Here is a 22318-nt window from a genome sequence, read left to right as displayed (position 1 = left end):
GCGTTTTCCTGTTATTTGTCCGGGCTGTCGATGGTCAGTGTTTGCGGCGCGGTGGTGCTGCTGGCCAGGGGCTGGCTGCGACCGATCCATTCGCCGGCAGTGGGTTTGCCGGCACGGGAAATGCGCGCAACCAGTTGGACTTCAGGGAAGTTCGACAGTTTCAATTGCGGCATCATTGCGTCGGCATCGCCCAGTTCGACGGTCACCGGCAGGTCGGCCACGGTCATGCGCTTGACCGCCAGTGGGGCCGGAGGACCGGAGATCGCACGGGCGAAGATGAACACGCTGTCGCCAGGCTGGACCCTGGCTTTGAGGTCCGCTGCCAGATCGACGCTGACCTTGAGCAACGCCGCAGTCTTGGCTGCCGGTGCTTGCGCAACCTTGCCGCCACTGGCCACCAGTTTCTCCGTGGCCCGGGTGATCCCGCCCTGCAACGCTTCGCGAGATCTGTCTTCCGGCGGCAGTTGCGCCAGCAGACGATTCCAATAGTCGATAGCCTCCTGATAACGCTCGCCTTCAAACGCGGCGATGCCGAGCAGACCGAGGCTGGTGACTTCCTTCGGATCAGCCTTGAGCGCTTCGTCGGTCAGGGCCTGGACCTTGTCCGACCACTTCTTGCCATCAGCGAAGTACTGGGCCTGGGCCCATTGGCCAAGCAGCTCCGGCTGACGACCGGCCAGGTTCACCGTGCGCTCGAACATCTTCGCCGCGTCCGCCGGGCGATCCTGAGCCATGTAGGTACGACCGAGGAAGTACAGGCCCTCGGCGGAATCCGGTTGAGCGGCAACCGCACGCTCCAGGCGTTTGGTCATCTCTTCCATCGATTGCGGTGCCTGCGCGAACTCGCGAGTCAGCTCAACCTTGTCGCTGGCGCCGTAATGCAGGTACAGCCCCAGGCCCAGCACCGGCACCAGAACGGCCGCCAGCAATGGCAAGGGTTTGCCCAGGCGCGACACCCGCGGCGCTTCGACGCCTTCGGTGTCCGCCAGCAACTCACGGGCCGCTTCGGCGCGACCCGCGTCCATTTGCGCCGCATCGAGCACGCCCTCTTCATGCTGAGTCTGCAACTCAGCCACGCGTTCCTGATAAAGCGCGACGTTCAGGGCGGTACGATCCTCTTCACGCTGGGCGCGACGGCTGCGCAGCACCGGGATCAACAGAAAACTCAGGGCCACCAGAAGCAGCAGACCTGCAGCGAGCCAGAAATCAATCATTCTTGGTTTTATCCAACAGGTGGTCGAGGCGCGAGCGCTCCTCTGCAGACAGCGAGCCCGGGGTGCCGGCGCGTTGCACGCGACGACGGCGGACGATCACCGCGATGATCACGACACCGCCCAGCAGCAGACCGGCGGGGCCGAACCAGAGCAAGGCGGTCTTGGCGTTCAGTGCAGGCTTGTAGCGGACGAAATCACCGTAGCGATCGACCATGAAGTCGATGATCTGCTGGTTGTCCTTGCCCTCGCCAAGCATGCGGAAAATCTCTTTGCGCAGGTCGGCGGCGATCGGTGCGTTGGAATCGGCGATGTCCTGGTTCTGGCACTTGGGGCAACGCAGCTCCTTGGTCAACTCGCGAAAACGCTCGCGATCACCTTCCTTGGCGAACTCGTAGGTGTCGATGGCCGCGTGGGCCACACCCGCCAGGCTCAAACCGAGAACAGCGGCAGCGATCCAGCGCTTCATGGCTTGGCCTCGTCGACCAGCGCCTGGTATTTGACCGCCAGTTTTTCGCGCCAGACCTGCTCGTCGATCACACCGACGAATTTGTCGCGGATGATGCCCTTGGCGTCGATAAAGAAGGTTTCCGGCGCGCCATATACACCGAGATTCAGGCCCAGCGAACCTTGGTCGTCACGAATGTCCAGCACATACGGGTTGTGGAAGTCCGTCAGCCACTTCAAGGCATCGGCGTTGGTGTCCTTGTAGTTGATGCCGTAGATCACCACGCCTTGCTGGGCCAGCTTGTTCAGCACCGGGTGCTCGACCCGGCAGGAAATGCACCAGGTGCCCCAGACGTTGACCAGCGCTGGCTTGCCGAGAATGTCAGCGCGGGTCAGGGACTTGTCGCCCTGCACTGTCGGCAGGGAAAACTCCGGGAACGGCTTGTTGATCATGGCCGAAGGCAGCTCGGCCGGATCCAGGTACAACCCGCGGTAAAGAAACACAGCAACCACCAGAAAAATCGCCAGTGGCAACAACATCAACCAACGCTTCATGCAGTGGCTCCCGACATGCCCAGTGCTTCACGCACGCGGCTTTTGACCTTGACCCGATATCGCCGATCCAGCGCCGCCAGCAACCCGCCGAAGCCAGTCAGCAAACCGCCGAACCAGATCCAGCGCACGAACGGTTTGACGTGCACGCGCACAGCCCAGGCGCCGTTACCCAAGGGTTCACCGAGGGCGACGTAAAGGTCGCGGGTGAATCCGGCGTCGATGCCCGCTTCAGTCATCACCGAGTTCTGCACGGTGTACAGGCGTTTTTCCGGGTGCAGCACGCTGACTTCCTTACCGTTGCGGATCACCCGGACGGTGCCCTTGTCGGAGGTGAAGTTCGGGCCTTCAAAGTGTTTGGCGCCTTCGAAGATGAAGTGGTAACCGGCCAGGTCCATGGACTCGCCCGGCGCCAGGCGCAGGTCGCGCTCGGCACTGTTCTGGCTCGACAGCACGACACCCAGCGCACACACGGCGATGCCCAGGTGCGCGACCTGCATGCCCCAGTAGCTGCGGGTCAGGGTCGGCAGGCCTTTGATCAGCCCTTTGTGGCGAGTCTTGTCGAAGATGTCACGCACACCGGCCAGCAACACCCAGGCGGCGAGCATGAAGGTCGCGAGTACCGCCCAGTTGAAATCGCCGTACGCGACGCCGGCCACCACGGCCATGGCGGCACTGCCCAGCAAGATCGGCGTCAGCATGCTCACCAGCCATTTCACCGGGGTGTCTTTCCAGCGCACGATCACGCCGACCGCCATCACCATCATCAGCAACGCCATCAACGGAATGAACAGCGCGTTGAAGTATGGCGGGCCGACGGACAGTTTGGCGCCGGTCATGGCGTCCAGAATCAGCGGGTACAAGGTGCCGAGCAGGATCATCGACGCCGCCACCACCAGCACCAGGTTGTTGCCCAGTAGCAGGGTTTCCCGCGACCAGAGGTTGAAGCCCACCTGACTCTTGACCACCGGCGCGCGCAGGGCGAACAGGGTCAGCGAACCACCGACCACGAACAGCAGGAAAATCAGGATGAACACGCCGCGCTCCGGATCGGAGGCAAAGGCGTGAACCGAAGTCAGCACGCCGGAACGCACGAGGAAGGTACCGAGCAGACTCAAGGAGAATGCGGCGATGGCCAGCAACACGGTCCAGCTCTTGAACACGCCACGTTTTTCCGTGACCGCCAGCGAGTGAATCAGTGCGGTGCCCACCAGCCATGGCATGAACGAGGCGTTTTCCACCGGGTCCCAGAACCACCAGCCACCCCAGCCGAGCTCGTAGTACGCCCACCACGAACCCAGGGTGATGCCGATGCCGAGGAACGCCCAGGCAACAATGGTCCACGGACGCGACCAGCGTGCCCATGCGGCATCCAGGCGACCGCCCATCAGCGCGGCGATGGCGAAGGCGAAGGCCACAGAGAAACCGACGTAGCCCATGTACAGCATCGGCGGGTGCACGATCAGGCCGATGTCTTGCAGCAACGGGTTGAGGTCGGCGCCGTCGGTGGGCATTTGCGGCAGGATGCGCTTGAACGGGTTGGAGGTCATGATCAGGAACAGCAGGAAACCGGTGCTGATCATGCCCATCACCGCCAGCACGCGGGCCAGCATGACCTGCGGCAACTGCCGGGAAAACACCGACACCGCGAAGGTCCAGCCGCCGAGAATCAAGGCCCACAACAGCAACGAACCTTCGTGGGCACCCCACACCGCGCTGAACTTGTAGTACCACGGCAAGGCGCTGTTGGAGTTGTTGGCCACATAGGCCACGGAGAAGTCATCGGCCATGAAGGCGTAGGTCAGGCAACCGAAGGCAAACAGCAGAAAGGTGAATTGCCCCCACGCCGCCGGCTGGGCCAGGCTCATCCACAGGCGGTCACCGCGCCAGGCGCCGAGCAATGGCACCACGGCCTGGGCCAGAGCGAAGCACAAGGCCAGGATCATCGCCAGATGACCCAGCTCGGGAATAAAGATGCCGGATGTCATGGATCAACCCTCCTTCGCGGGCGTTGGAGCCGATTGACCGCTGTCTTTCAACGCCTTGGTCACTTCCGGCGGCATGTACTTCTCATCGTGTTTGGCCAGCACTTCATCGGCCACCACCACACCATCGGCATTGAGCTTGCCCAGGGCGACGATGCCCTGCCCTTCACGGAACAGGTCCGGCAGGATGCCGCGATAAGTGATGGTCACGGACTTGTTGAAGTCGGTGACGACAAACTTCACGTCCAGGGAATCACCGGAACGCTCCAGCGAGCCCTTCTCGACCATGCCGCCAGCACGAATGCGCGTGCCTTGCGGGGCTTCGCCGTTGGCGATCTGGGTCGGTGTGTAGAACAGATTGATGTTCTGCTGCAGGGCGCTCAGGGCCAGGCCGACGGCAGCGCCGACCCCGACCAGGATCGCGAGAATGATGATAAGACGCTTTTTGCGCAGCGGATTCACTTGCCGTTCTCCCGGCGCAGACGACGCGCCTCTTGTTGCAGATACCGCTTGCGAGCCAGGATCGGCGCCGCCACGTTGAGGGCCAATACCGCCAGGCAGATGCCATAGGCTGACCAGACATACAGGCCATGATGACCCATGGCGATGAAGTCGCCGAATGAAGCAAAACTCATCGAGCGACCTCCAGGCTATTTTCCACTTCGACTTTGACCCAGCTGGCCCGGGCCTCGCGCTTGAGCACTTCAAGACGCATGCGCAGCAGCAGGACCGCGCCGAAGAAACAGTAGAAACCCAGCGCCGTCAGCAGCAATGGCAGCCACATCTCGGCGGGCATTGCCGGTTTTTCGGTCAGGGTGAAGGTCGCGCCCTGGTGCAGGGTGTTCCACCACTCCACCGAGTACTTGATGATCGGGATGTTGATCACGCCGACGATCGCCAGCACCGCGCAGGCCTTGGCCGCGCTGTCACGATTGCTGATCGCGTTGCCCAGCGCAATGAGACCGAAGTACAGGAAAAGCAGGATAAGCATGGACGTAAGGCGTGCATCCCAGACCCACCACGAACCCCAGGTTGGCTTGCCCCAGATTGCCCCGGTGACCAGCGCCACCGCAGTCATCCAGGCGCCGATGGGCGCCGCGCATTGCAAGGCGACGTCGGCCAGTTTCATCTTCCACACGAGGCCGACGATGCCGCACACGGCCAGCATCACGTAGATGGACTGCGCCAGCATGGCAGCCGGGACGTGGATATAGATGATGCGAAAGCTGTTGCCCTGCTGATAGTCCGGCGGCGCGAAGGCCAGGCCCCAGACCACGCCAACGCTGATCAGCAACAACGCCGCGACGCTCAGCCAGGGCAACATTTTGCCGCTGATGCCGTAAAACCATTTGGGCGAGCCGAGTTTGTGAAACCACGTCCAGTTCATACTGTTTCCATCACGGTTGCTCTTTACTGTGAAGAGCCAGGGCCTTTACTGGTTAAATTTTAACCAGACCTCATTATTCGCCGACGCTGATCTTCAGGCCAGCGGCTATTGCAAAGGGTGTCAGGGTTATCGCCAGGGCGGTCAGGCTGCCAAGCCACAACAGATAACCGGTCGCCGGCATCCCCTGCAAGGCAGCCTGCAAGGCGCCACTGCCAAGGATCAATACCGGGATGTACAGCGGCAGAATCAGCAGTGCCAGTAACAGGCCACCGCGTTTCAAGCCCACGGTCAGTGCCGCACCCACCGCACCGAGCAGGCTTAGTACTGGTGTACCGAGCAGCAACGAAAGCAGCAACACTGGCAGACAGGCGGCAGGCAAACCGAGCATCAGCGCCAGCAAGGGTGCGAGCAAAACCAGTGCCAGGCCGGAAAAAGCCCAGTGTGCCAGCACCTTGGCCAAAACCAGAAGAGCCAGGGGGTGCGGCGAAAGGACCCACTGCTCGAGCGATCCATCTTCGAAATCACTGCGGAAAAGCCCGTCCAGCGAGAGCAAGACCGATAAAAGCGCTGCGACCCAGACCAGCCCCGGAGACAAGGTTTGCAACAATTGAGACTCGGGGCCGACCGCCAGCGGGAACAGGGAAACGACGATAGCGAAGAACACCAGCGGATTGGCCAGTTCCGCCGGACGGCGGAACAGCAGACGAGCCTCGCGGGCGACCAGCAGGCCGAAAACACTCATACGGCCCAGCTCCCCAGATCGATGTCGCGATAACCGGCCGGCATCCGGCTCAGCGTGTGGTGGGTGGTCAACACCACCATGCCGCCGCGTTCGCAGTGGCCGGCCAGATGAGATTCAAGCTGTGCCACGCCCTGCTTGTCGAGGGCGGTAAAGGGTTCATCGAGGATCCACAGCGGCGGACTGTCCAGATACAGGCGCGCCAAGGCGACGCGGCGCTGTTGACCGGCAGACAGGGTGTGGCAAGGCACATCCTCGAATCCGCGCAGCCCGACCGCGGCCAGCGCCTGCCAGATCGCCTCATGGGTCGCCGGATGGTGCAAGGCACACAGCCAGCTCAGATTCTCTTCCGGCGTCAGCAAATCCTTGATCCCAGCCGCATGGCCGATCCACAGCAGGTTGCGCGCCAGCTCACCGCGTTGTTCGTTCAGTGGCTGGCCGTTGAGCAGCACCTGACCGGCGGTCGGCTGCATCAGCCCCGAGAGCAGGCGCAACAGGCTGGTCTTGCCGCTGCCGTTGGGGCCGCTGATTTGTACCATTTCGCCACTGGCCAGTCGCAAATCGAGATTTTCGAAGAGCAGCCGAAGGTCTCGCTCACAGGCAAGGGCAACGGTTTGCAGGACAGGACTGGTCAAGGGTTCACGGGCCTTATACGGTTCAAGTCGGCTCTGGCGCGGCCGTTAAAGAGATGCAGCATAGATGCAATGACGTCTTGTTCTAGAGAGCTGCGTCAAACAATTGCAAAGTTTTGCCATTTTTGGATACAACGGCGCGGCATTATACATGCCAGGCCTTACTCTAAAGAGTGCATTTTCCTCAGGTTGTGACCACGTATGACAGGCGAAATGAACATCCTCCCGCTAGCGCAAACCCTCCCGGCGGCTTCGCGCCCGCAGGCGGTCAGCGGCGAGCTGCTCAAATTGCTGACGCCGGTGGAGGGGCTGATCAGCGTCGGTCAAACCGCCCAGGCCGAAGTCCTGTCGCTCAAGCAGGCGGACCAGACTTTCCAGATGCTGCTCAAGGTCACCCTCGACAGCGGCCGCCAGACCACGGTCCAGACCACCAGTAATCAACCGCTGGCCCAGGGCACCACGCTGGTCGTCAGCCAGCCCTCGGCCGGCAGTCTGGCCGTGACGGTGCAACAGGCCATCGCCTCCAGCGTCGCCACCCTCACCCGCCTCGACACCGCGCAATTGCCCGTTGGCACCCTGCTGCAGGGCAAAGTGCTGACCTCGCAAGTGCTGCCGCAGGTGCCCGGCCAGCCCATGGTGTTTCGCTCGATGGTCAGCCTGCTCAATACCGCACTGAGCGGCAGCACCCTGAGCATCGACAGCCCGCAACCGTTGCGCATCGGCACCTTGCTCAGCGCGCAGGTGCAGGACACCCAGACCTTGAAGTTCGTGCCACTGAGCAACCGTCAGGAGCAACTGGCGGTGACCCGGCAACTGGTCGACCAGCAAAGCCGCCAGGGCTCGCTGGATGGCTTGCTCAAGCTCCTGCAGAACCTGCCGCCCTCGGACCAGACATCCGTTGAATTGCGTAGCGCCGCAAGCAGACTGCTCGCTGGCTTGCCGGATATTCAACAGTTGAGCACCCCCAAGGGCCTGGCCCAGGCCTTGGCCAGCAGCGGTGCGTTCCTCGAAAGCAAACTGCTGAGCGGGCAAAATCCGACGCTTGCGGCGGACATGAAAGGCGACCTGCTCAAACTGGTCGCGCAATTGAGTCAGGGCTTGCCGGCCAACACCAGCCTCGGCGCGATCATCGCCGCCAACACCCTGGCCCAGGCCATGCCGAATTTTGTCCGCAATGCCCTGGGCATGCTCGGTCAGGTCAGCGCCAAACCGTCGCCGAGCGGTTTCCCGCTGCCCGAACGCCTGTTGCAAAGCGCCGACGCTGAAAACGACCTCGAACACCTGCTTCGTCTGGCCGCCGCCGCGGTTTCACGCCTGCAAAGCCATCAACTGTCGAGCCTGGAACAAACCGGCGTAACCGCCGACGGACGGCTGATGAGCACCTGGCAGCTGGAAATCCCGATGCGCAACATGCAAGACATCGTGCCCTTGCAGGTCAAGTTCCAGCGTGAAGACGCACCCGAAAAAGAACAGCCAAAGGAGCGCCGCGAAGAACGCGAGCCCAAACAACAGCTGTGGCGTGTGGAACTGGCCTTCGCCATGGAGCCTTTGGGACCGCTGCAAATTCAGGCACAACTGATCAAGGGCAGCCTTTCCAGCCAGCTCTGGGCAGAACGGCCGTACACCGCCAGCCTGATCGAAAGCAACCTGAGCGGGCTACGTGAGCGTCTGCTGTCCGCCGGACTGAACGTCGGTGACCTGGATTGCCACCTCGGAACACCACCGCAAGGCCCGCAAACCCGCCTCGAACAACGCTGGGTCGACGAAACCGCATGAAAAACCCCAACGCCCCACGCCAGGCCATCGCCCTCAAATACGACGGCAGCCATGCTCCCACCCTCACCGCCAAGGGCGACGAAGAACTGGCGGAAGAAATCCTGCGGATCGCCCGGGACTGCGAAGTGCCGATCTACGAGAACGCCGAACTGGTGAGGCTGCTGGCGAGGATGGAGCTGGGGGACAGCATTCCGCAGGAGCTGTATCTGACGATTGCCGAGATCATTGCGTTTGCGTGGAGTTTGAAGGGCAAGTTTCCGGCGGGGATGGGGCCGGATGCGTTGATGGTGGAGAAGGATGTCACCGAGCGCGGGGAAGACTACTGAGTTTTTAAGGCCGCCATCGCGAGCAAGCTCGCTCCCACATTTGATCTTCAGCGAACACGTATTTTGTGTACGAGATACAACTACTGTGGGAGCGAGCTTGCTCGCGATAGCAATCTCAAGGAACTGTAAAACTCAGTTCTTGCGCAACTTGCTCATCAACTCCGGGGCGTCACGTGTTCAAACTTGAAAAAACGCAATAGCTTGAAACTGCGACCGACAATCAGGCCGTTGATGAGCCCTGCCCCCAGCGCCGCCCCTGCAACCGCCGACATTTCATTGGCCAGCTCAGGGTACATGGCCGCCTGGAAACCCTCGTAATAACGCCAGGCAAAAAAGCCCCAATACACAATCAGTACCTTGATCGTGCCGGGTAGAACCAGATGTTGCCCCTCGCACTGCACATTGCTGTACGAGAAAAAACGCTGTGCCAGCAACCACCCCGCCAGTAATCCCAGCGCATAGGCTGAAAGCTGGATTGCAATTTCCTGGGAGGGATTGAGCGATGCGAGGGACAAAGCCACGAATATCACGGGGGATATCTGCAATGACCTCTTCGATACATGGCTCCTGAAACAGGCGATGACACCGTAGTAACTCAGAATAAAAAACACCGCATAAACCCACAGCGGTGTACCACGCAGAATGTCGATCATAAGCCTTCCTGGCACTGTGTATGTTTGAGCAGATCAAACTACTGATCGCTGGTTGCAATCACAAGACGGTGGAATCTGAGAGTGCTATAGGCAGGAGACTACGAAAGCGTAATCCCGGTCTGAGGATAGAGAAGAATGCGTCGGATGCGGGGAAGATTGCTGCGCATTCGAAGACGTCTTCGCGGGCAGGCTCCCACAGGGTTGGGGGTGTTCACAGATATTGTAAGCACCATCAACACTTGTGGGAGCGGGCTTGCCCGCGAAGGGGATTTCAGGCCAATCGCAAGAATCAGTTCTTGTGCAACTTACTCATCAACTCCGCCTCAGCCTGGGTCAGGCCGCAGGACTGGGTCAGTTCGTCGACGCTGGCGCCCATTCCGACCAGCCGCGCTGCCTGGGCAAACGAAAGGCTTGAAGGATCACGCTGTTCCAGCTGCGCGAGCTTGTCCGGCAATGGTGCGACTGTCGCGCGAAGCTCATGCAGGTCTTCGCCCATGCGCACATTGCCGTTCTGGTAGTCGTCGACGCGTTTGCCCAGGTCCTTGATGCGCTGATCACGCAGCGCATCACCCTGGGCCTGTTGTGCGGCGATCTGTTTTTGAGCGCGAATGTACGCCAGGAACATTGCCAGCGTGCCTGCCCAAAACAGGAACAGGACAATGACCGCAACCTCGAGAATCAATCAGATACTCTCCAGTTCCGACCATTCTTCTTCGCTCATCATCTTGTCGAGCTCGACCAGGATGAGCAATTCGTTGTTCTTGTTGCACACGCCTTGAATGAACTTGGCGGACTCTTCGTTACCCACGTTCGGCGCGGTTTCGATTTCCGACTGACGCAGGTAAACCACTTCGGCCACGCTGTCGACCATGATCCCGACCACCTGCTTGTCGGCTTCGATGATGACGATACGGGTGTTGTCGCTGATCTCGGCATTCATCAGGCCGAAGCGCTGGCGGGTGTCGATCACGGTAACGACGTTGCCGCGCAGGTTGATGATGCCCAGCACGTAGCTCGGGGCACCCGGGACCGGGGCGATTTCGGTGTAGCGCAGGACTTCCTGGACGCGCATCACGTTGATGCCGTAGGTCTCGTTGTCCAGCTTGAAGGTGACCCATTGCAGGATCGGATCTTCGGAACCCTTTGCCGCCGTTGCCTTGTCATTCATACCCTGCCCCCTCAAGAAACCGCCCTGGCGGTGTGTGTTCTGTTATGTAGTTTTGTGGGTCGGCTTGTGGCCGCCCATGTGCTTTGCGCCGCCGCTGGCGATCAACTCGGCCAGCGCGGAAACGTCGAGCAACGCACACATGTGTTCAATCACCGTGCCCGCCAGCCATGGCCGTTGACCACGGTGACTGCGCCACTTGATTTCGTTCGGATCCAGGCGCAACGAGCGGCTGACCTGATGCACCGCCAGCCCCCACTCGTAGCCCTGGACGGAAATGACGTATTGCAGACCCTGCTTGAAATCGTCGCGATAACGGTCGGGCATGACCCAACGTGCGGTATCCAGCACTTTCAGGTTGCCCGACTGACTCGGCAAGATGCCGAGGAACCACTCCGGCTGGCCGAACAACGGCGTCAGCTCATGACCGGCCAGGGAGTAAATCGAACCCAGGCACACCAGCGGCACCGCCAGGGTCAACCCGGCGACATCGAACAACAGGCACTCGAACGGCTCGGCAGCCCAGGATGGACGACCGTCGGTTTGTACCGGTGGCGGCGTGTTGCTCGGCGGCAGGTGCACTTMGACGACTGGTGACACCAGCGCCTGAGGTTCCTCGATCACCGGAGCCTCCAGCGCTACCGGCTCTTCAATGACTGGAGCCACCAGGGTTTGCAACAGCGGCGCAAGGGTCGATACCGGTGCCAGAACGGGCTCCGGCGCTTCGACCACAGCAACCGGCGCCTTGGCTACCGGTGCTACTGGCGCAACCACAGGCGCGGGTTTCTGCGCATCCCGGGCCTGTTCTTCGAGCACGGCAGCCTGGAACTCGTCCAGCACGGTTTCGGCGGCGATCTCCTCGGCCACTGCCTCTACGGGCAGCGTCAATTCTTCAGTCACGTCCTGCAGCAGGCTGTCCAGGTAGGACTGCAGCGCCAGTTGTGGACGCGACGTCACCTTCAACGGCCGGTTCATGCGCATGCACCTGTAGGAGCGAGCTTGCTCGCGATGAACCTGAGAGCGCCACGGGGTGTCAGGTTTCCCGCGTCATCGTTGACGACCATCGCGAGCAAGCTCGCTCCTACAGGGATCGGGGTCATGTCAGGCCACCTGCGGAACAAGTTGTGCCGCCAGCAGATGCTTGAGCAACGCGCGGTAAGCGAGAACGCCACGGCTCTTGCCGTCGAATTGCGAAGGCGTCAGCCCTGCTCGACTGGCATCGCGCAGGCGCGTGTCCACCGGGATATAGCCTTGCCAGATTTCGTCGGGGAATTTGTCGCGCAGCACGCGCAAGGTTCCGAGGGACGCCTGGGTGCGGCGGTCAAACAGGGTCGGCACGATGGTGAAGGGCAATGCCTGTTTGCGCGAGCGGTTGATCATCGCCAGGGTGTTGACCATGCGCTCCAGGCCCTTGACCGCCAGGTGTTCGGTCTGCACCGGGATCACCAGTTGCTGGCTCGCCGCCAAGGCATTGACCATCAGCACGCCGAGCAATGGCGGGCTGTCGATCACGGCGTAATCGAAGTCCTGCCACAGTTGCGCCAGGCTCTTGGCAATCACCAGGCCCAAACCGCTCTGCCCCGGCGACTGGCGCTCAAGGGTGGCCAGCGCGGTGCTGGAGGGCAACAGGGAGATGCGTTCGTCGCTGGTCGACAACAGCAGTTGACCCGGCAGGCCTTGAGGTACGTTGCCCTTGTGCAGGAACAGGTCGTAGTTGCTGTGTTCCAGGCTGTCGGGATCGTAGCCGAAATAGCTGGTCATCGAGCCGTGGGGGTCGAGATCGACCACGACCACGCGCTTGCCCGCCTCCGCCAGTAAACCGGCTAAAGCGATGGAGGAAGTGGTTTTACCGACACCACCCTTTTGATTGGCGACTGCCCAGACTCTCATTCGGATTGTTCCTCCCGGCCCAACGCAGCGGCCGAGAAATAGCTCAACGTGTTAATGCGGGCGACGGAGAATTGACGGCGCTCTCTCGTACCGGCGACTTGACCGGGGTCGGTGCAGTTTGTGTGCCAGCACGCTTCAATGCGGCATCCGGTTGCGCATGGGCGGTTCCGGTGCCGGTCAGGCTGCGGCGCACATCAAGGTTGCGCGACACCACCAGCACCACGCGACGGTTGCGTGCGCGGCCTTCAGCGGTGGCGTTGTTGGCCACCGGCTGAAACTCACCGTAGCCCACCGAAGCCAGGCGACCGGGGTTCACCCCCTGCATCGCCAGCATGCGCACGATGCTGGCCGAGCGGGCCGAGGACAGTTCCCAGTTGGTCGGGTACTGCGCGGTGCGGATCGGTTGATCGTCGGTGAAACCTTCGACATGAATCGGGTTGTCGAACGGCTTCAGGATCGCCGCGACCTTGTCGATGATGTTGAACGCGATGTCGCTGGGCATGGCGTCGCCGCTGCCGAACAACAGGCTGGAATTGAGCTCGATCTCGACCCACAACTCGTTGCCGCGCACGGTCATCTGGTTGGAGCTGATCAGGTCACCGAACGCCGCACTGATGTCGTCGGCGATGCTTTTGAGTGGATCGCTGGCGCCGGCGACACCGGCATCGACCTGGTCACTGTCCTTGACCAGCGGCTTGGCGGGGGTCACGGTCTTCGGCCGCTCGTCACCGATGGGGATCGGCTTGAGCGAACGATCGGAATCGGTGAAGACACCAATCAGCGCTTCGGAAATGACCTTGTACTTGCCTTCGTTGATCGACGAAATCGAGTACATCACCACGAAAAAGGCGAACAGCAGGGTGATGAAGTCCGCGTAGGACACCAGCCAGCGTTCGTGGTTGACGTGTTCTTCATGCTGGCGACGACGTGCCATGATCCATGTCTCCCATCAATCCATGAAGCCCTGAAGCTTCAACTCAATGGAGCGAGGGTTTTCACCTTCGGCGATCGACAGGATCCCTTCCAGCAACATTTCTCGATAACGCGACTGGCGCAACGCGATGGATTTGAGTTTCGCGGCAATCGGCAGCAGCACCAGGTTCGCACTGGCCACGCCGTAGATGGTGGYGACGAACGCCACGGCGATGCCGTTACCCAGTTGCGACGGATCACCCAGGTTGCCCATGACGTGAATCAGGCCCATCACCGCACCGATGATGCCGATGGTCGGCGCGTAACCGCCCATGCTTTCAAAGACCTTGGCCGCTTCGACATCACGGCTTTCCTGGGTGTAGAAATCCACTTCCAGAATGCTGCGGATCGCTTCCGGCTCGGCGCCGTCAACCAGCAGTTGCAGGCCTTTGCGCGCGTAGTTGTCGGGTTCGGCATCGGCGATACCTTCAAGGCCCAGCAGGCCTTCCTTGCGGGCGGTCAGGCTCCAGTTCACCACGCGGTCGATGCCACCGGCCAGGTCAACGCGAGGCGGGAACAGGATCCAGGCGAGGACCTGCATCGCACGCTTGAAGGCGCTCATCGGCGATTGCAACAACGCGGCGCCAATGGTGCCGCCGAGCACGATCAGCGCCGCCGGGCCGTTGGCCAGGGCGCCGAGATGACCACCTTCGAGGTAGTTGCCGCCGATGATGGCGACGAAGGCCATGATGATGCCGATCAGGCTTAGAACATCCATCAGATACAGGCCTCGACCAGGTGCTTGCCTATGTCGTCGAGGCTGTACACCGCGTCGGCGAGCTCGGCTTTGACGATGGCCATCGGCATGCCGTAGATCACGCAACTGGCTTCGTCCTGTGYCCAGATCGAACTGCCTCCCTGCTTGAGCAGGCGCGCGCCTTCGCGACCGTCGGCGCCCATGCCGGTGAGGACGACCGCCAGAACTTTGTCGCCGTAGGACTTGGCTGCCGAACCGAAGGTGATGTCCACGCATGGCTTGTAATTCAGACGCTCGTCACCCGGGAGGATTTTCACCGTGCCACGGCCGTCGATCATCATCTGCTTGCCACCGGGCGCCAGCAGCGCCAGGCCCGGTCGCAGGATGTCGCCATCCTCGGCTTCCTTGACGCTGATGCGGCAGAGCTTGTCCAGGCGCTCGGCGAAAGCCTTGGTGAAGGCGGCCGGCATGTGTTGAACCAGCACGATCGGGGCCGGGAAGCTGACCGGCAATTGGGTCAGCACCCGCTGCAGGGCAACCGGGCCGCCGGTGGACGTACCGATGGCCACCAGTTTGTAGGCTTTGCGTTTCGGCGCGGGCGACGACGCAGTGGCCGCATGTGTACGCACCGGGATCGGTGCCGGACGCACGGGCGCGCTGCCGCCAAAACTGCCGACGCTCGAAGGCGCAGGTGTTGGAGCGGGTGCGGCCACAGGGGCCGGAGCGCTGTAAGTGCTGACGCGACGATTGCTGCGCGCAATGCTCAGGATCTTCTCGCACAGCAGTTGCTTGACCTTCTCGGGGTTGCGCGAGATGTCTTCGAAATTCTTCGGCAGGAAGTCCACCGCGCCGGCATCCAGCGCATCGAGCGTGACCCGGGCGCCTTCGTGGGTCAGCGAGGAAAACATCAGGACCGGGGTCGGGCAGCGTTGCATGATGTGCCGCACGGCGGTGATGCCGTCCATCATCGGCATCTCGTAGTCCATGGTGATCACGTCGGGCTTGAGGGCCAGCGCCTGATCGATCGCCTCTTTGCCGTTGGTCGCCGTGCCGACGACCTGGATATTGGAATCCGCTGAAAGAATTTCCGAGACGCGGCGGCGGAAAAACCCCGAATCGTCCACCACCAGGACTTTGACTGCCATAAACACTCCATTAGATGGAGCGAGGCCAGGCGCCCCGCTCCACCAGAATCAAATACGCCGTGTGGCGTAACGCTTGAGCATGCTCGGAACATCGAGAATCAGCGCGATGCGGCCGTCACCGGTGATGGTGGCGCCAGACATCCCCGGCGTTCCCTGAAGCATTTTGCCCAATGGCTTGATGACCACTTCTTCCTGGCCCACCAGTTGATCGACGACAAAGCCGATCCGCTGCGTGCCCACCGAAAGGATCACCACATGGCCTTCGCGCTGCTCTTCGTGAGCGGCGGAGCTGACCAGCCAGCGTTTGAGATAGAACAATGGCAGTGCCTTGTCCCGCACGATCACCACTTCCTGGCCGTCCACGACGTTGGTGGTCGACAGGTCGAGGTGGAAGATCTCGTTGACGTTCACCAGCGGGAACGCAAACGCCTGGTTGCCGAGCATGACCATCAGCGTCGGCATGATCGCCAGGGTCAGCGGCACCTTGATGACAATCTTCGAACCCTTGCCCTTGGTTGAGTAGATATTGATGGTGCCGTTGAGCTGGGCAATTTTGGTTTTCACCACGTCCATGCCCACGCCGCGCCCGGAGACGTCGGAAATCTCGGTCTTGGTCGAGAAACCCGGAGCGAAGATCAGGTTGAAGCAATCCGACTCGCTGAGACGGTCCGCCGCATCCTTGTCCATCAAGCCTTTCTTCACGGCGATGCCGCGCAGAACATCGGCATCCATGCCCTTGCCGTCATCGGAGATGGACAGCAGGATGTGGTCGCCTTCCTGTTCAGCGGACAGAATCACTTTGCCGCTGCGAGGCTTGCCCATCGCTTCGCGATCAGCCGGCTCTTCGATACCGTGGTCGACCGAGTTGCGCACCAAGTGGACCAGCGGGTCGGCCAGGGCTTCGACGAGGTTCTTGTCGAGGTCGGTTTCTTCGCCGACCAGCTCCAGGTTGATCTCTTTCTTGAGCTGGCGAGCCAGGTCGCGAACCAGGCGCGGGAAGCGCCCGAAGACTTTCTTGATCGGTTGCATCCGGGTCTTCATGACCGCGGTTTGCAGGTCGGCGGTGACCACGTCGAGGTTCGACACGGCCTTGGACATGGCTTCGTCGCCGCTGTTGAGGCCCAGGCGGACCAGGCGGTTACGCACCAGCACCAACTCGCCGACCATGTTCATGATCTCGTCGAGACGCGCGGTATCGACGCGTACGGTGGTCTCGGCTTCGCTGGCCGGTTTTTCCGCCGGTGGCGCGGCCGGAGCACGGGCAGCAGCCGGTGCAGCAGCGGCTACCGGGGCCGGTGTTTCGGCTTTGGGCTCGGGTGCCTTGGCCACAGGTTTCGGCGCCGCTGCCTTCGCGGCCGGCGCGGCAACGGACGTGTTCGATCCGCTGGAAACCGTCGCCTTGCCGACTTCGCTGAACTTGCCCTTGCCGTGCAACTCGTCGAGCAGCGATTCGAATTCGTGATCGCTGATCAGATCGCTGCCGGCCGCCGCAGCGGCTGGCGCGGCAGGAGTCGGTACTGAAGCAATGGCCGATTCGAGCGCATCGACAGCGAAGTTACCCTTGCCGTGCAGTTGGTCGAGCAGTGCTTCGAATTCGTCGTCAGTAATATCGGAGCTGTCGCCGGCCGCTTTCGGGGCCTCTGGCGCAGCCGGCGCCGGGACCACCGCGTCAATGGCGAACTGGCCCTTGCCATGTAGTTGATCGAGCAACGACTCGAACTCGGCATCGGTGATTTCATCGCTGGCAGCAGCATCGCTGACCGGCACAGAAACAGGTGCCGGCGCCTCGGCCTGAGCCTTGACGGCGTTCAGCGAGTCCAGCAGTTGTTCGAATTCATTGTCGGTGATATCGCCCGATTCGCTTTCAGCCACAGGCGCTTCGACCACGGCGGCGACAGGTGCAGCAGCCGTCTCGTCAGCCGATTGCGGTTCGGCCAGACGTGCCAGCGCCGCGAGCAGCTCCGGTGTAGCGGCCGTGATCGGGCCGCGATCGCGGACCTCGCTGAACATGCTGTTCACCGCGTCCAGCGCCTCGAGAACCACGTCCATCAGTTCCGAATCGACGCGACGTTCACCCTTGCGCAGGATGTCGAACACGTTCTCGGCGATGTGGCAGCACTCCACCAGCTCGTTGAGCTGGAGGAAGCCGGCGCCCCCTTTTACAGTGTGAAAACCGCGAAAAATTGCATTGAGCAGATCCGCATCATCCGGACGGCTTTCCAGCTCGACCAGTTGCTCGGACAGTTGCTCTAGAATCTCGCCGGCCTCAACCAGGAAATCCTGAAGGATCTCTTCATCGGCGCCGAAGCTCATTAAGGGGGTGCTCCTACAGGTCTAAAAACCCAAAAAACCTAAAATTCTAAAACTCTAAAATCCCAGGCTGGATAACAAATCGTCCACATCGTCCTGACCGGACACAACGTCTTCTCTTTTATCGGCATGAATCTGCGGACCTTCACCCTGAGAGAGATGTTTTTGTGGATCTTTTTCAGCAAGCATCGCTTCACGGTCATGTTCGATGCCCGCAAAGCGGTCCACCTGACTGGCCATCAGCACGAGCTTGAGCAGGTTGCTTTCGACTTCGGTGACCAACTGGGTCACTCGCTTGATCACTTGTCCCGTGAGGTCCTGGTAATCCTGGGCGAGCAGGATGTCGTTGAGGTTGCCCGACACCGCGCGATTGTCCGTGCCGCTGCGCGCCAGGAACCCCTCGACCCGTCGGGCCAGTTCACGAAACTCTTCGGCGCCGACTTCGCGACGCATGAAGCGCCCCCAGTCCGCGCTCAAGACCTTGGCTTCATCGGCCAGGCCATTGACCAGCGGCGTGGCACTTTCCACCAGGTCCATGGTGCGGTTGGCCGCGGCCTCGGTCAGCTTGACCACATAGCCCAGACGCTCGGTGGCGTCGGTGATCTGGGACACTTCTTCGGCTTGCGGCATGTGCGGGTCAATCTGGAAATTGACGATCGCGCTATGCAGTTCGCGAGTGAGCTTGCCCACTTCCTGATACAGGCCGCGGTCACGGGTCTGGTTGAGCTCATGGATCAATTGCACCGCGTCGCCGAACCTGCCTTTTTCAAGGCTCGCGACCAATTCGACGGCGTGTTTTTTCAGGGTCGACTCAAAGTCGCCCAATGAAGTTTCGTTATTGCCCATAGCTCCCCCGTGGCGCACTCATCAACCGATGCGTTCGAAAATCTTCTCGATTTTTTCTTTCAACGCCTGGGCCGTGAAGGGTTTGACCACATAGCCGTTAACACCGGCCTGGGCCGCTTCGATGATCTGCTCACGCTTGGCTTCAGCGGTCACCATCAACACCGGCAGGTGCTTGAGCTTTTCATCGGCACGCACGTGACGCAGCAGATCGATACCGGTCATGCCAGGCATGTTCCAGTCCGTTACCAGAAAGTCGATGCTTCCGCTGTTGAGCACCGGAATGGCGGTAGTGCCATCGTCGGCCTCGACGGTGTTGGTGAACCCAAGGTCACGCAGCAGGTTCTTGATGATCCGCCGCATCGTTGAGAAGTCATCAACGATGAGGATTTTCATGTTCTTGTCCAATTCGACCTCCAAGCAGTCTTAAACGCGCCCAGCACCTGGACGCGCCATTTCAATCAATCCGGCAAAGCACTCAATGACTGTCTGGAGCACAACAGATCGCGACCGGCGCAGCTCAACACCACACCGGCCTCGTTCGCAGTGTCCCCCACACTGCCTTCAGCGCGCTCGCCACTCCCCCAAACGCCCCCGCAAACGGGCCGCGCACTGGCTGTGTAACTGGCTGACCCGAGATTCGCTGACCCCCAGGACCTCACCGATTTCCTTGAGGTTCAACTCTTCGTCGTAGTACAGCGCCAACACCAGTCGCTCACGCTCCGGCAAATTGGCAATCGCCTCCGCCAGCGCAGCCTGGAAGCGTTCATCTTCCAGATCGCGTGACGGCTCGATATGAGCACTCGCGCCATCCTCGTGCAGCCCTTCGTGTTCGCCGTCCTGCAACAGATCGTCGAAACTGAATAACCGGCTGCCCAGGGTGTCGTTCAAAATCCCGTAGTAATCGTCGAGACTCAATTGGAGTTCGGCCGCAACTTCGTGATCTTTAGCGTCACGGCCGGTTTTCGCTTCAATCGAGCGAATGGCATCGCTGACCATGCGCGTATTGCGGTGAACCGAACGTGGCGCCCAGTCCCCCTTGCGCACTTCGTCGAGCATGGCGCCGCGGATTCGAATGCCCGCGTACGTCTCGAAACTGGCGCCTTTGCTGGCGTCATATTTGGTCGACACTTCAAGCAGGCCGATCATCCCGGCCTGGATCAGGTCTTCGACCTGGACGCTGGCCGGCAGGCGCGCCAGCAAGTGATAGGCAATGCGTTTAACCAGCGGCGCGTAACGCTCGATCAGCTCGTACTGCGCATCACGGGCCGATTTTTTGTAGAGGTTGTAACCGCTTGCTGTCATAGAACCGGTCCTGCTGTCTGCTGCACGAGGCGCTCGACGAAAAATTCCAGGTGCCCGCGCGGGTTGGCAGGCAGTGGCCAGGTATCGACCTTCTGCGCGATGGCCTTGAATGCCAGCGAGCACTTGGAGCGCGGGAAGGCTTCGTAGACGGCACGCTGTTTCTGCACGGCCTTGCGCACGCTTTCGTCGTAGGGCACCGCGCCGACGTATTGCAGGGCGACGTCGAGGAAGCGATCCGTGACCTTGGTCAACTTGGCGAACAGGTTGCGTCCTTCCTGCGGGCTCTGGGCCATGTTGGCCAGAACGCGGAAGCGGTTCATGCCGTAGTCGCGATTGAGCAACTTGATCAAGGCGTAGGCATCGGTAATCGAAGTCGGCTCGTCGCACACCACCAGCAGCACTTCCTGGGCTGCGCGAACGAAACTGACGACCGAGTCACCAATGCCCGCAGCGGTGTCGATCACCAATACGTCGAGGTTGTCGCCGATATCACTGAAGGCCTGGATCAGGCCGGCGTGTTGCGCGGGGCTCAGATGCACCATGCTCTGAGTGCCGGATGCGGCCGGAACGATTCGGATGCCGCCGGGTCCCTGCAGCAGTACATCGCGCAGTTCGCAGCGGCCCTCGATCACGTCGGCCAGGGTACGTTTGGGTGTCAGGCCCAGCAGAACGTCGACGTTCGCCAGTCCCAGGTCGGCGTCCAACAGCATGACGCGCCGGCCAAGCTCAGCCAGAGCCAGGGACAAGTTCACTGACACATTAGTTTTCCCGACGCCACCTTTGCCGCCGGTCACCGCAATCACCTGTACGGGATGCATGCTGCCCATGTTATTTCTTTACCTTGTCTTGCATAGACGGAGGCCACATTACTGGCTGCGCGTTCGCAATCGGAACAATGCATGGCAGACCATCGATGTAGGTACAAAAACTGTTCATTACTACCTTAGCCAACCTGCTTGGTTTGGCTGTGGTAAATATCAGCGAACATGTCAGCCATGGCTTCTTCGCTGGGTTCTTCCTGCATTTGTACGCTGACGGCGCGACTGACCAACTGATGACGGCGCGGCAGATGGAGATCATCCGGAATCCGCGGGCCATCGGTCAGGTAGGCCACGGGTAACTCATGACTGATAGCCAGGCTCAACACCTCGCCCAGACTAGCCGTCTCATCCAGTTTAGTCAGGATGCAGCCAGCGAGCCCACAACGCTTGTAACTGTGATAAGCGGCGGTTAGAACCTGTTTTTGGCTGGTGGTTGCCAGGACCAGATAATTTTTTGAGCGGATACCGCGACCGGCCAGGCTTTCGAGTTGCATACGCAGGGCCGGATCGCTGGCCTGCAGGCCAGCGGTATCGATCAGCACCACCCGCTTGCGCAGCAAGGGTTCCAGCGCCTGCACCAGGGACTGGCCCGGATCGACGTGGGTCACCGACACGTTGAGAATGCGCCCCAGGGTCTTGAGCTGCTCCTGGGCACCGATGCGGAAGCTGTCCATGCTCACCAGCGCAATGTTCTGCGCGCCGTACTTGAGCACGTAACGGGCCGCCAGCTTGGCCAGGGTGGTGGTCTTGCCCATGCCGGCAGGGCCGACCATGGCGATCACACCGCCCTCCTCCAGCGGCTCGACCTCGGGGGTAGCGATCATGCGCGCCAGGTGCGCCAGCAACATGCGCCAGGCCTGACGAGGTTCTTCGATCCCGGTAATCAGCGCCAGCAGGTCGCGCGACAGCGGGCCTGACAGGCCGATGCGTTGCAGGCGGCGCCAGAGGTTGGCCTGGTCCGGACGGCTGCCTTGCAGCTGATTCCAGGCCAGGGAGCCCAGCTGGACTTCCATGAGTTCGCGCAGGCTGTTGAGCTCGAATCGCATCGAGTCGAACGCCCGCGGGTCCACGCCACCGGACGCTGGCGCAGCGGCTGGTGCGGGGCGACGGGGTTCGGCGTACGTCGGCTCGATCAGCGGCTCGGCGGCGGTCAACGGCAAGCCGGCGAACAACTGACGGTTGGTGCTCTGGTCGCTCTCGCCATCGCTACGCAGGCTCAATTCGGCCTGGGCGGTGACGATCCGCGACTGAGTCTTGCGCAGCTCGTCCTCGAGCTCCATGTTCGGAACCCGCGGCGCCAGCGCCGACAACTTGTAATCCAGCGCAGCCGTCAGCTCGACACCTCCGGCGATCCGGCGGTTGCCAATGATGGCGGCATCAGCGCCCAGCTCATCGCGAACCAGCTTCATGGCCTGACGCATATCGGCGGCGAAAAAACGCTTAACTTGCATAAACCACTACC

25 protein-coding genes and 1 pseudogene are annotated in these 22318 nt (G+C 61.2%); 2 read left to right on the top strand and 24 right to left on the bottom strand.

Annotated elements, in window-relative coordinates:
* Positions 1–11 precede the first annotated feature (11 nt).
* The 9 genes from ccmI to ccmA form a co-directional block, all read right to left on the bottom strand.
* Positions 12–1214 (bottom strand): c-type cytochrome biogenesis protein CcmI, encoded by a 1203-nt coding sequence (gene ccmI, locus AC1DU9_RS08990; RefSeq protein ID WP_223461427.1) that lies wholly within the window; start codon positions 1212–1214, stop codon positions 12–14.
* Positions 1207–1680 (bottom strand): cytochrome c-type biogenesis protein, encoded by a 474-nt coding sequence (locus tag AC1DU9_RS08985; protein ID WP_223461425.1) that lies wholly within the window; start codon positions 1678–1680, stop codon positions 1207–1209. Before AC1DU9_RS08985 ends, ccmI begins: the two co-directional genes overlap by 8 nt.
* Positions 1677–2213 (bottom strand): DsbE family thiol:disulfide interchange protein, encoded by a 537-nt coding sequence (locus tag AC1DU9_RS08980; protein ID WP_477810014.1) that lies wholly within the window; start codon positions 2211–2213, stop codon positions 1677–1679. The genes AC1DU9_RS08985 and AC1DU9_RS08980 overlap by 4 nt, the downstream gene beginning before the upstream one ends.
* Entirely contained in the window at positions 2210–4198 is a 1989-nt protein-coding gene (locus tag AC1DU9_RS08975) for a heme lyase CcmF/NrfE family subunit (RefSeq protein ID WP_477810013.1), read from the bottom strand. The genes AC1DU9_RS08980 and AC1DU9_RS08975 overlap by 4 nt, the downstream gene beginning before the upstream one ends.
* Positions 4199–4201: 3 nt before the next feature.
* Positions 4202–4657, bottom strand: a complete 456-nt coding sequence (ccmE, locus tag AC1DU9_RS08970; RefSeq protein ID WP_223461418.1) for a cytochrome c maturation protein CcmE — start codon at positions 4655–4657, stop codon at positions 4202–4204.
* The gene (gene ccmD / locus AC1DU9_RS08965) at positions 4654–4830 is read right to left on the bottom strand and encodes a heme exporter protein CcmD (RefSeq protein WP_007980758.1); all 177 of its coding nucleotides are present in this window, start codon (positions 4828–4830) and stop codon (positions 4654–4656) included. The genes ccmE and ccmD overlap by 4 nt, the downstream gene beginning before the upstream one ends.
* Positions 4827–5582, bottom strand: coding sequence for a heme ABC transporter permease (locus AC1DU9_RS08960; RefSeq protein WP_223544314.1), 756 nt, complete (start codon positions 5580–5582; stop codon positions 4827–4829). Before AC1DU9_RS08960 ends, ccmD begins: the two co-directional genes overlap by 4 nt.
* A 73-nt stretch (positions 5583–5655) precedes the next feature.
* Positions 5656–6324, bottom strand: a complete 669-nt coding sequence (gene ccmB / locus AC1DU9_RS08955) for a heme exporter protein CcmB (RefSeq protein ID WP_007980754.1) — start codon at positions 6322–6324, stop codon at positions 5656–5658.
* Positions 6321–6956 (bottom strand): cytochrome c biogenesis heme-transporting ATPase CcmA, encoded by a 636-nt coding sequence (gene ccmA, locus AC1DU9_RS08950; protein WP_150724488.1) that lies wholly within the window; start codon positions 6954–6956, stop codon positions 6321–6323. The genes ccmB and ccmA overlap by 4 nt, the downstream gene beginning before the upstream one ends.
* 198 nt (positions 6957–7154) lie before the next feature.
* On the opposite strand from ccmA, the gene fliK reads away from it, so the two are divergent.
* Positions 7155–8729, top strand: coding sequence for a flagellar hook-length control protein FliK (gene fliK, locus AC1DU9_RS08945; protein ID WP_477810012.1), 1575 nt, complete (start codon positions 7155–7157; stop codon positions 8727–8729).
* The gene (locus AC1DU9_RS08940) at positions 8726–9055 is read left to right on the top strand and encodes an EscU/YscU/HrcU family type III secretion system export apparatus switch protein (RefSeq protein WP_223461411.1); all 330 of its coding nucleotides are present in this window, start codon (positions 8726–8728) and stop codon (positions 9053–9055) included. Before fliK ends, AC1DU9_RS08940 begins: the two co-directional genes overlap by 4 nt.
* 155 nt (positions 9056–9210) lie before the next feature.
* On the opposite strand, the gene AC1DU9_RS08935 is transcribed toward AC1DU9_RS08940, so the two are convergent.
* The 15 genes and pseudogenes from AC1DU9_RS08935 to flhF form a co-directional block, all read right to left on the bottom strand.
* A complete protein-coding gene (locus tag AC1DU9_RS08935) occupies positions 9211–9708 on the bottom strand; it encodes a hypothetical protein (protein WP_223461409.1) in 498 nt (165 codons plus the stop codon).
* 289 nt (positions 9709–9997) lie between these two features.
* A complete protein-coding gene (locus AC1DU9_RS08930) occupies positions 9998–10390 on the bottom strand; it encodes a DUF2802 domain-containing protein (RefSeq protein ID WP_223461406.1) in 393 nt (130 codons plus the stop codon).
* Complete coding sequence (locus AC1DU9_RS08925; RefSeq protein ID WP_007980742.1) at positions 10391–10876, bottom strand: chemotaxis protein CheW; 486 nt, start codon at positions 10874–10876, stop codon at positions 10391–10393.
* Between the two features lie 42 nt (positions 10877–10918).
* Positions 10919–11848 carry a CheW domain-containing protein gene (locus tag AC1DU9_RS08920; protein WP_477810011.1) on the bottom strand — a complete coding sequence of 310 codons (930 nt, stop codon included), beginning with the start codon at positions 11846–11848 and terminating at the stop codon, positions 10919–10921.
* 2 nt (positions 11849–11850) lie between these two features.
* Positions 11851–11973 (bottom strand): annotated as a pseudogene (locus tag AC1DU9_RS08915) (outer membrane lipoprotein carrier protein LolA); the annotation flags it as partial.
* Between the two features lies 1 nt (position 11974).
* Positions 11975–12763 carry a ParA family protein gene (locus tag AC1DU9_RS08910; RefSeq protein ID WP_115948140.1) on the bottom strand — a complete coding sequence of 263 codons (789 nt, stop codon included), beginning with the start codon at positions 12761–12763 and terminating at the stop codon, positions 11975–11977.
* 43 nt (positions 12764–12806) lie between these two features.
* Positions 12807–13697 (bottom strand): flagellar motor protein MotD, encoded by an 891-nt coding sequence (motD, locus tag AC1DU9_RS08905; RefSeq protein ID WP_085716991.1) that lies wholly within the window; start codon positions 13695–13697, stop codon positions 12807–12809.
* A 15-nt stretch (positions 13698–13712) separates the two neighbouring features.
* Entirely contained in the window at positions 13713–14453 is a 741-nt protein-coding gene (locus AC1DU9_RS08900; RefSeq protein ID WP_477810010.1) for a flagellar motor protein, read from the bottom strand.
* Positions 14453–15577 (bottom strand): protein-glutamate methylesterase/protein-glutamine glutaminase, encoded by a 1125-nt coding sequence (locus AC1DU9_RS08895; RefSeq protein WP_477810009.1) that lies wholly within the window; start codon positions 15575–15577, stop codon positions 14453–14455. Before AC1DU9_RS08895 ends, AC1DU9_RS08900 begins: the two co-directional genes overlap by 1 nt.
* A 48-nt stretch (positions 15578–15625) precedes the next feature.
* Complete coding sequence (locus tag AC1DU9_RS08890) at positions 15626–17890, bottom strand: chemotaxis protein CheA (protein ID WP_223461396.1); 2265 nt, start codon at positions 17888–17890, stop codon at positions 15626–15628.
* Positions 17891–17944: 54 nt separating this feature from the next.
* On the bottom strand, positions 17945–18733 hold the full coding sequence (locus AC1DU9_RS08885; protein ID WP_223461393.1) for a protein phosphatase CheZ: 789 nt from the start codon (positions 18731–18733) through the stop codon (positions 17945–17947).
* 21 nt (positions 18734–18754) lie between these two features.
* A complete protein-coding gene (locus AC1DU9_RS08880; protein WP_003183998.1) occupies positions 18755–19126 on the bottom strand; it encodes a chemotaxis response regulator CheY in 372 nt (123 codons plus the stop codon).
* A gap of 168 nt (positions 19127–19294) precedes the next feature.
* The gene (gene fliA / locus AC1DU9_RS08875) at positions 19295–20035 is read right to left on the bottom strand and encodes an RNA polymerase sigma factor FliA (RefSeq protein ID WP_223461391.1); all 741 of its coding nucleotides are present in this window, start codon (positions 20033–20035) and stop codon (positions 19295–19297) included.
* A complete protein-coding gene (fleN, locus tag AC1DU9_RS08870) occupies positions 20032–20862 on the bottom strand; it encodes a flagellar synthesis regulator FleN (RefSeq protein ID WP_008001746.1) in 831 nt (276 codons plus the stop codon). The genes fliA and fleN overlap by 4 nt, the downstream gene beginning before the upstream one ends.
* A 116-nt stretch (positions 20863–20978) precedes the next feature.
* A complete protein-coding gene (gene flhF / locus AC1DU9_RS08865; protein WP_477810008.1) occupies positions 20979–22307 on the bottom strand; it encodes a flagellar biosynthesis protein FlhF in 1329 nt (442 codons plus the stop codon).
* Positions 22308–22318: the final 11 nt, after the last annotated feature.

This window comes from Pseudomonas sp. P4_C1 (assembly GCF_056402155.1).
Note: the sequence above shows the minus strand (reverse complement) of the source record. Positions and strands in the feature narration are given on the sequence as shown.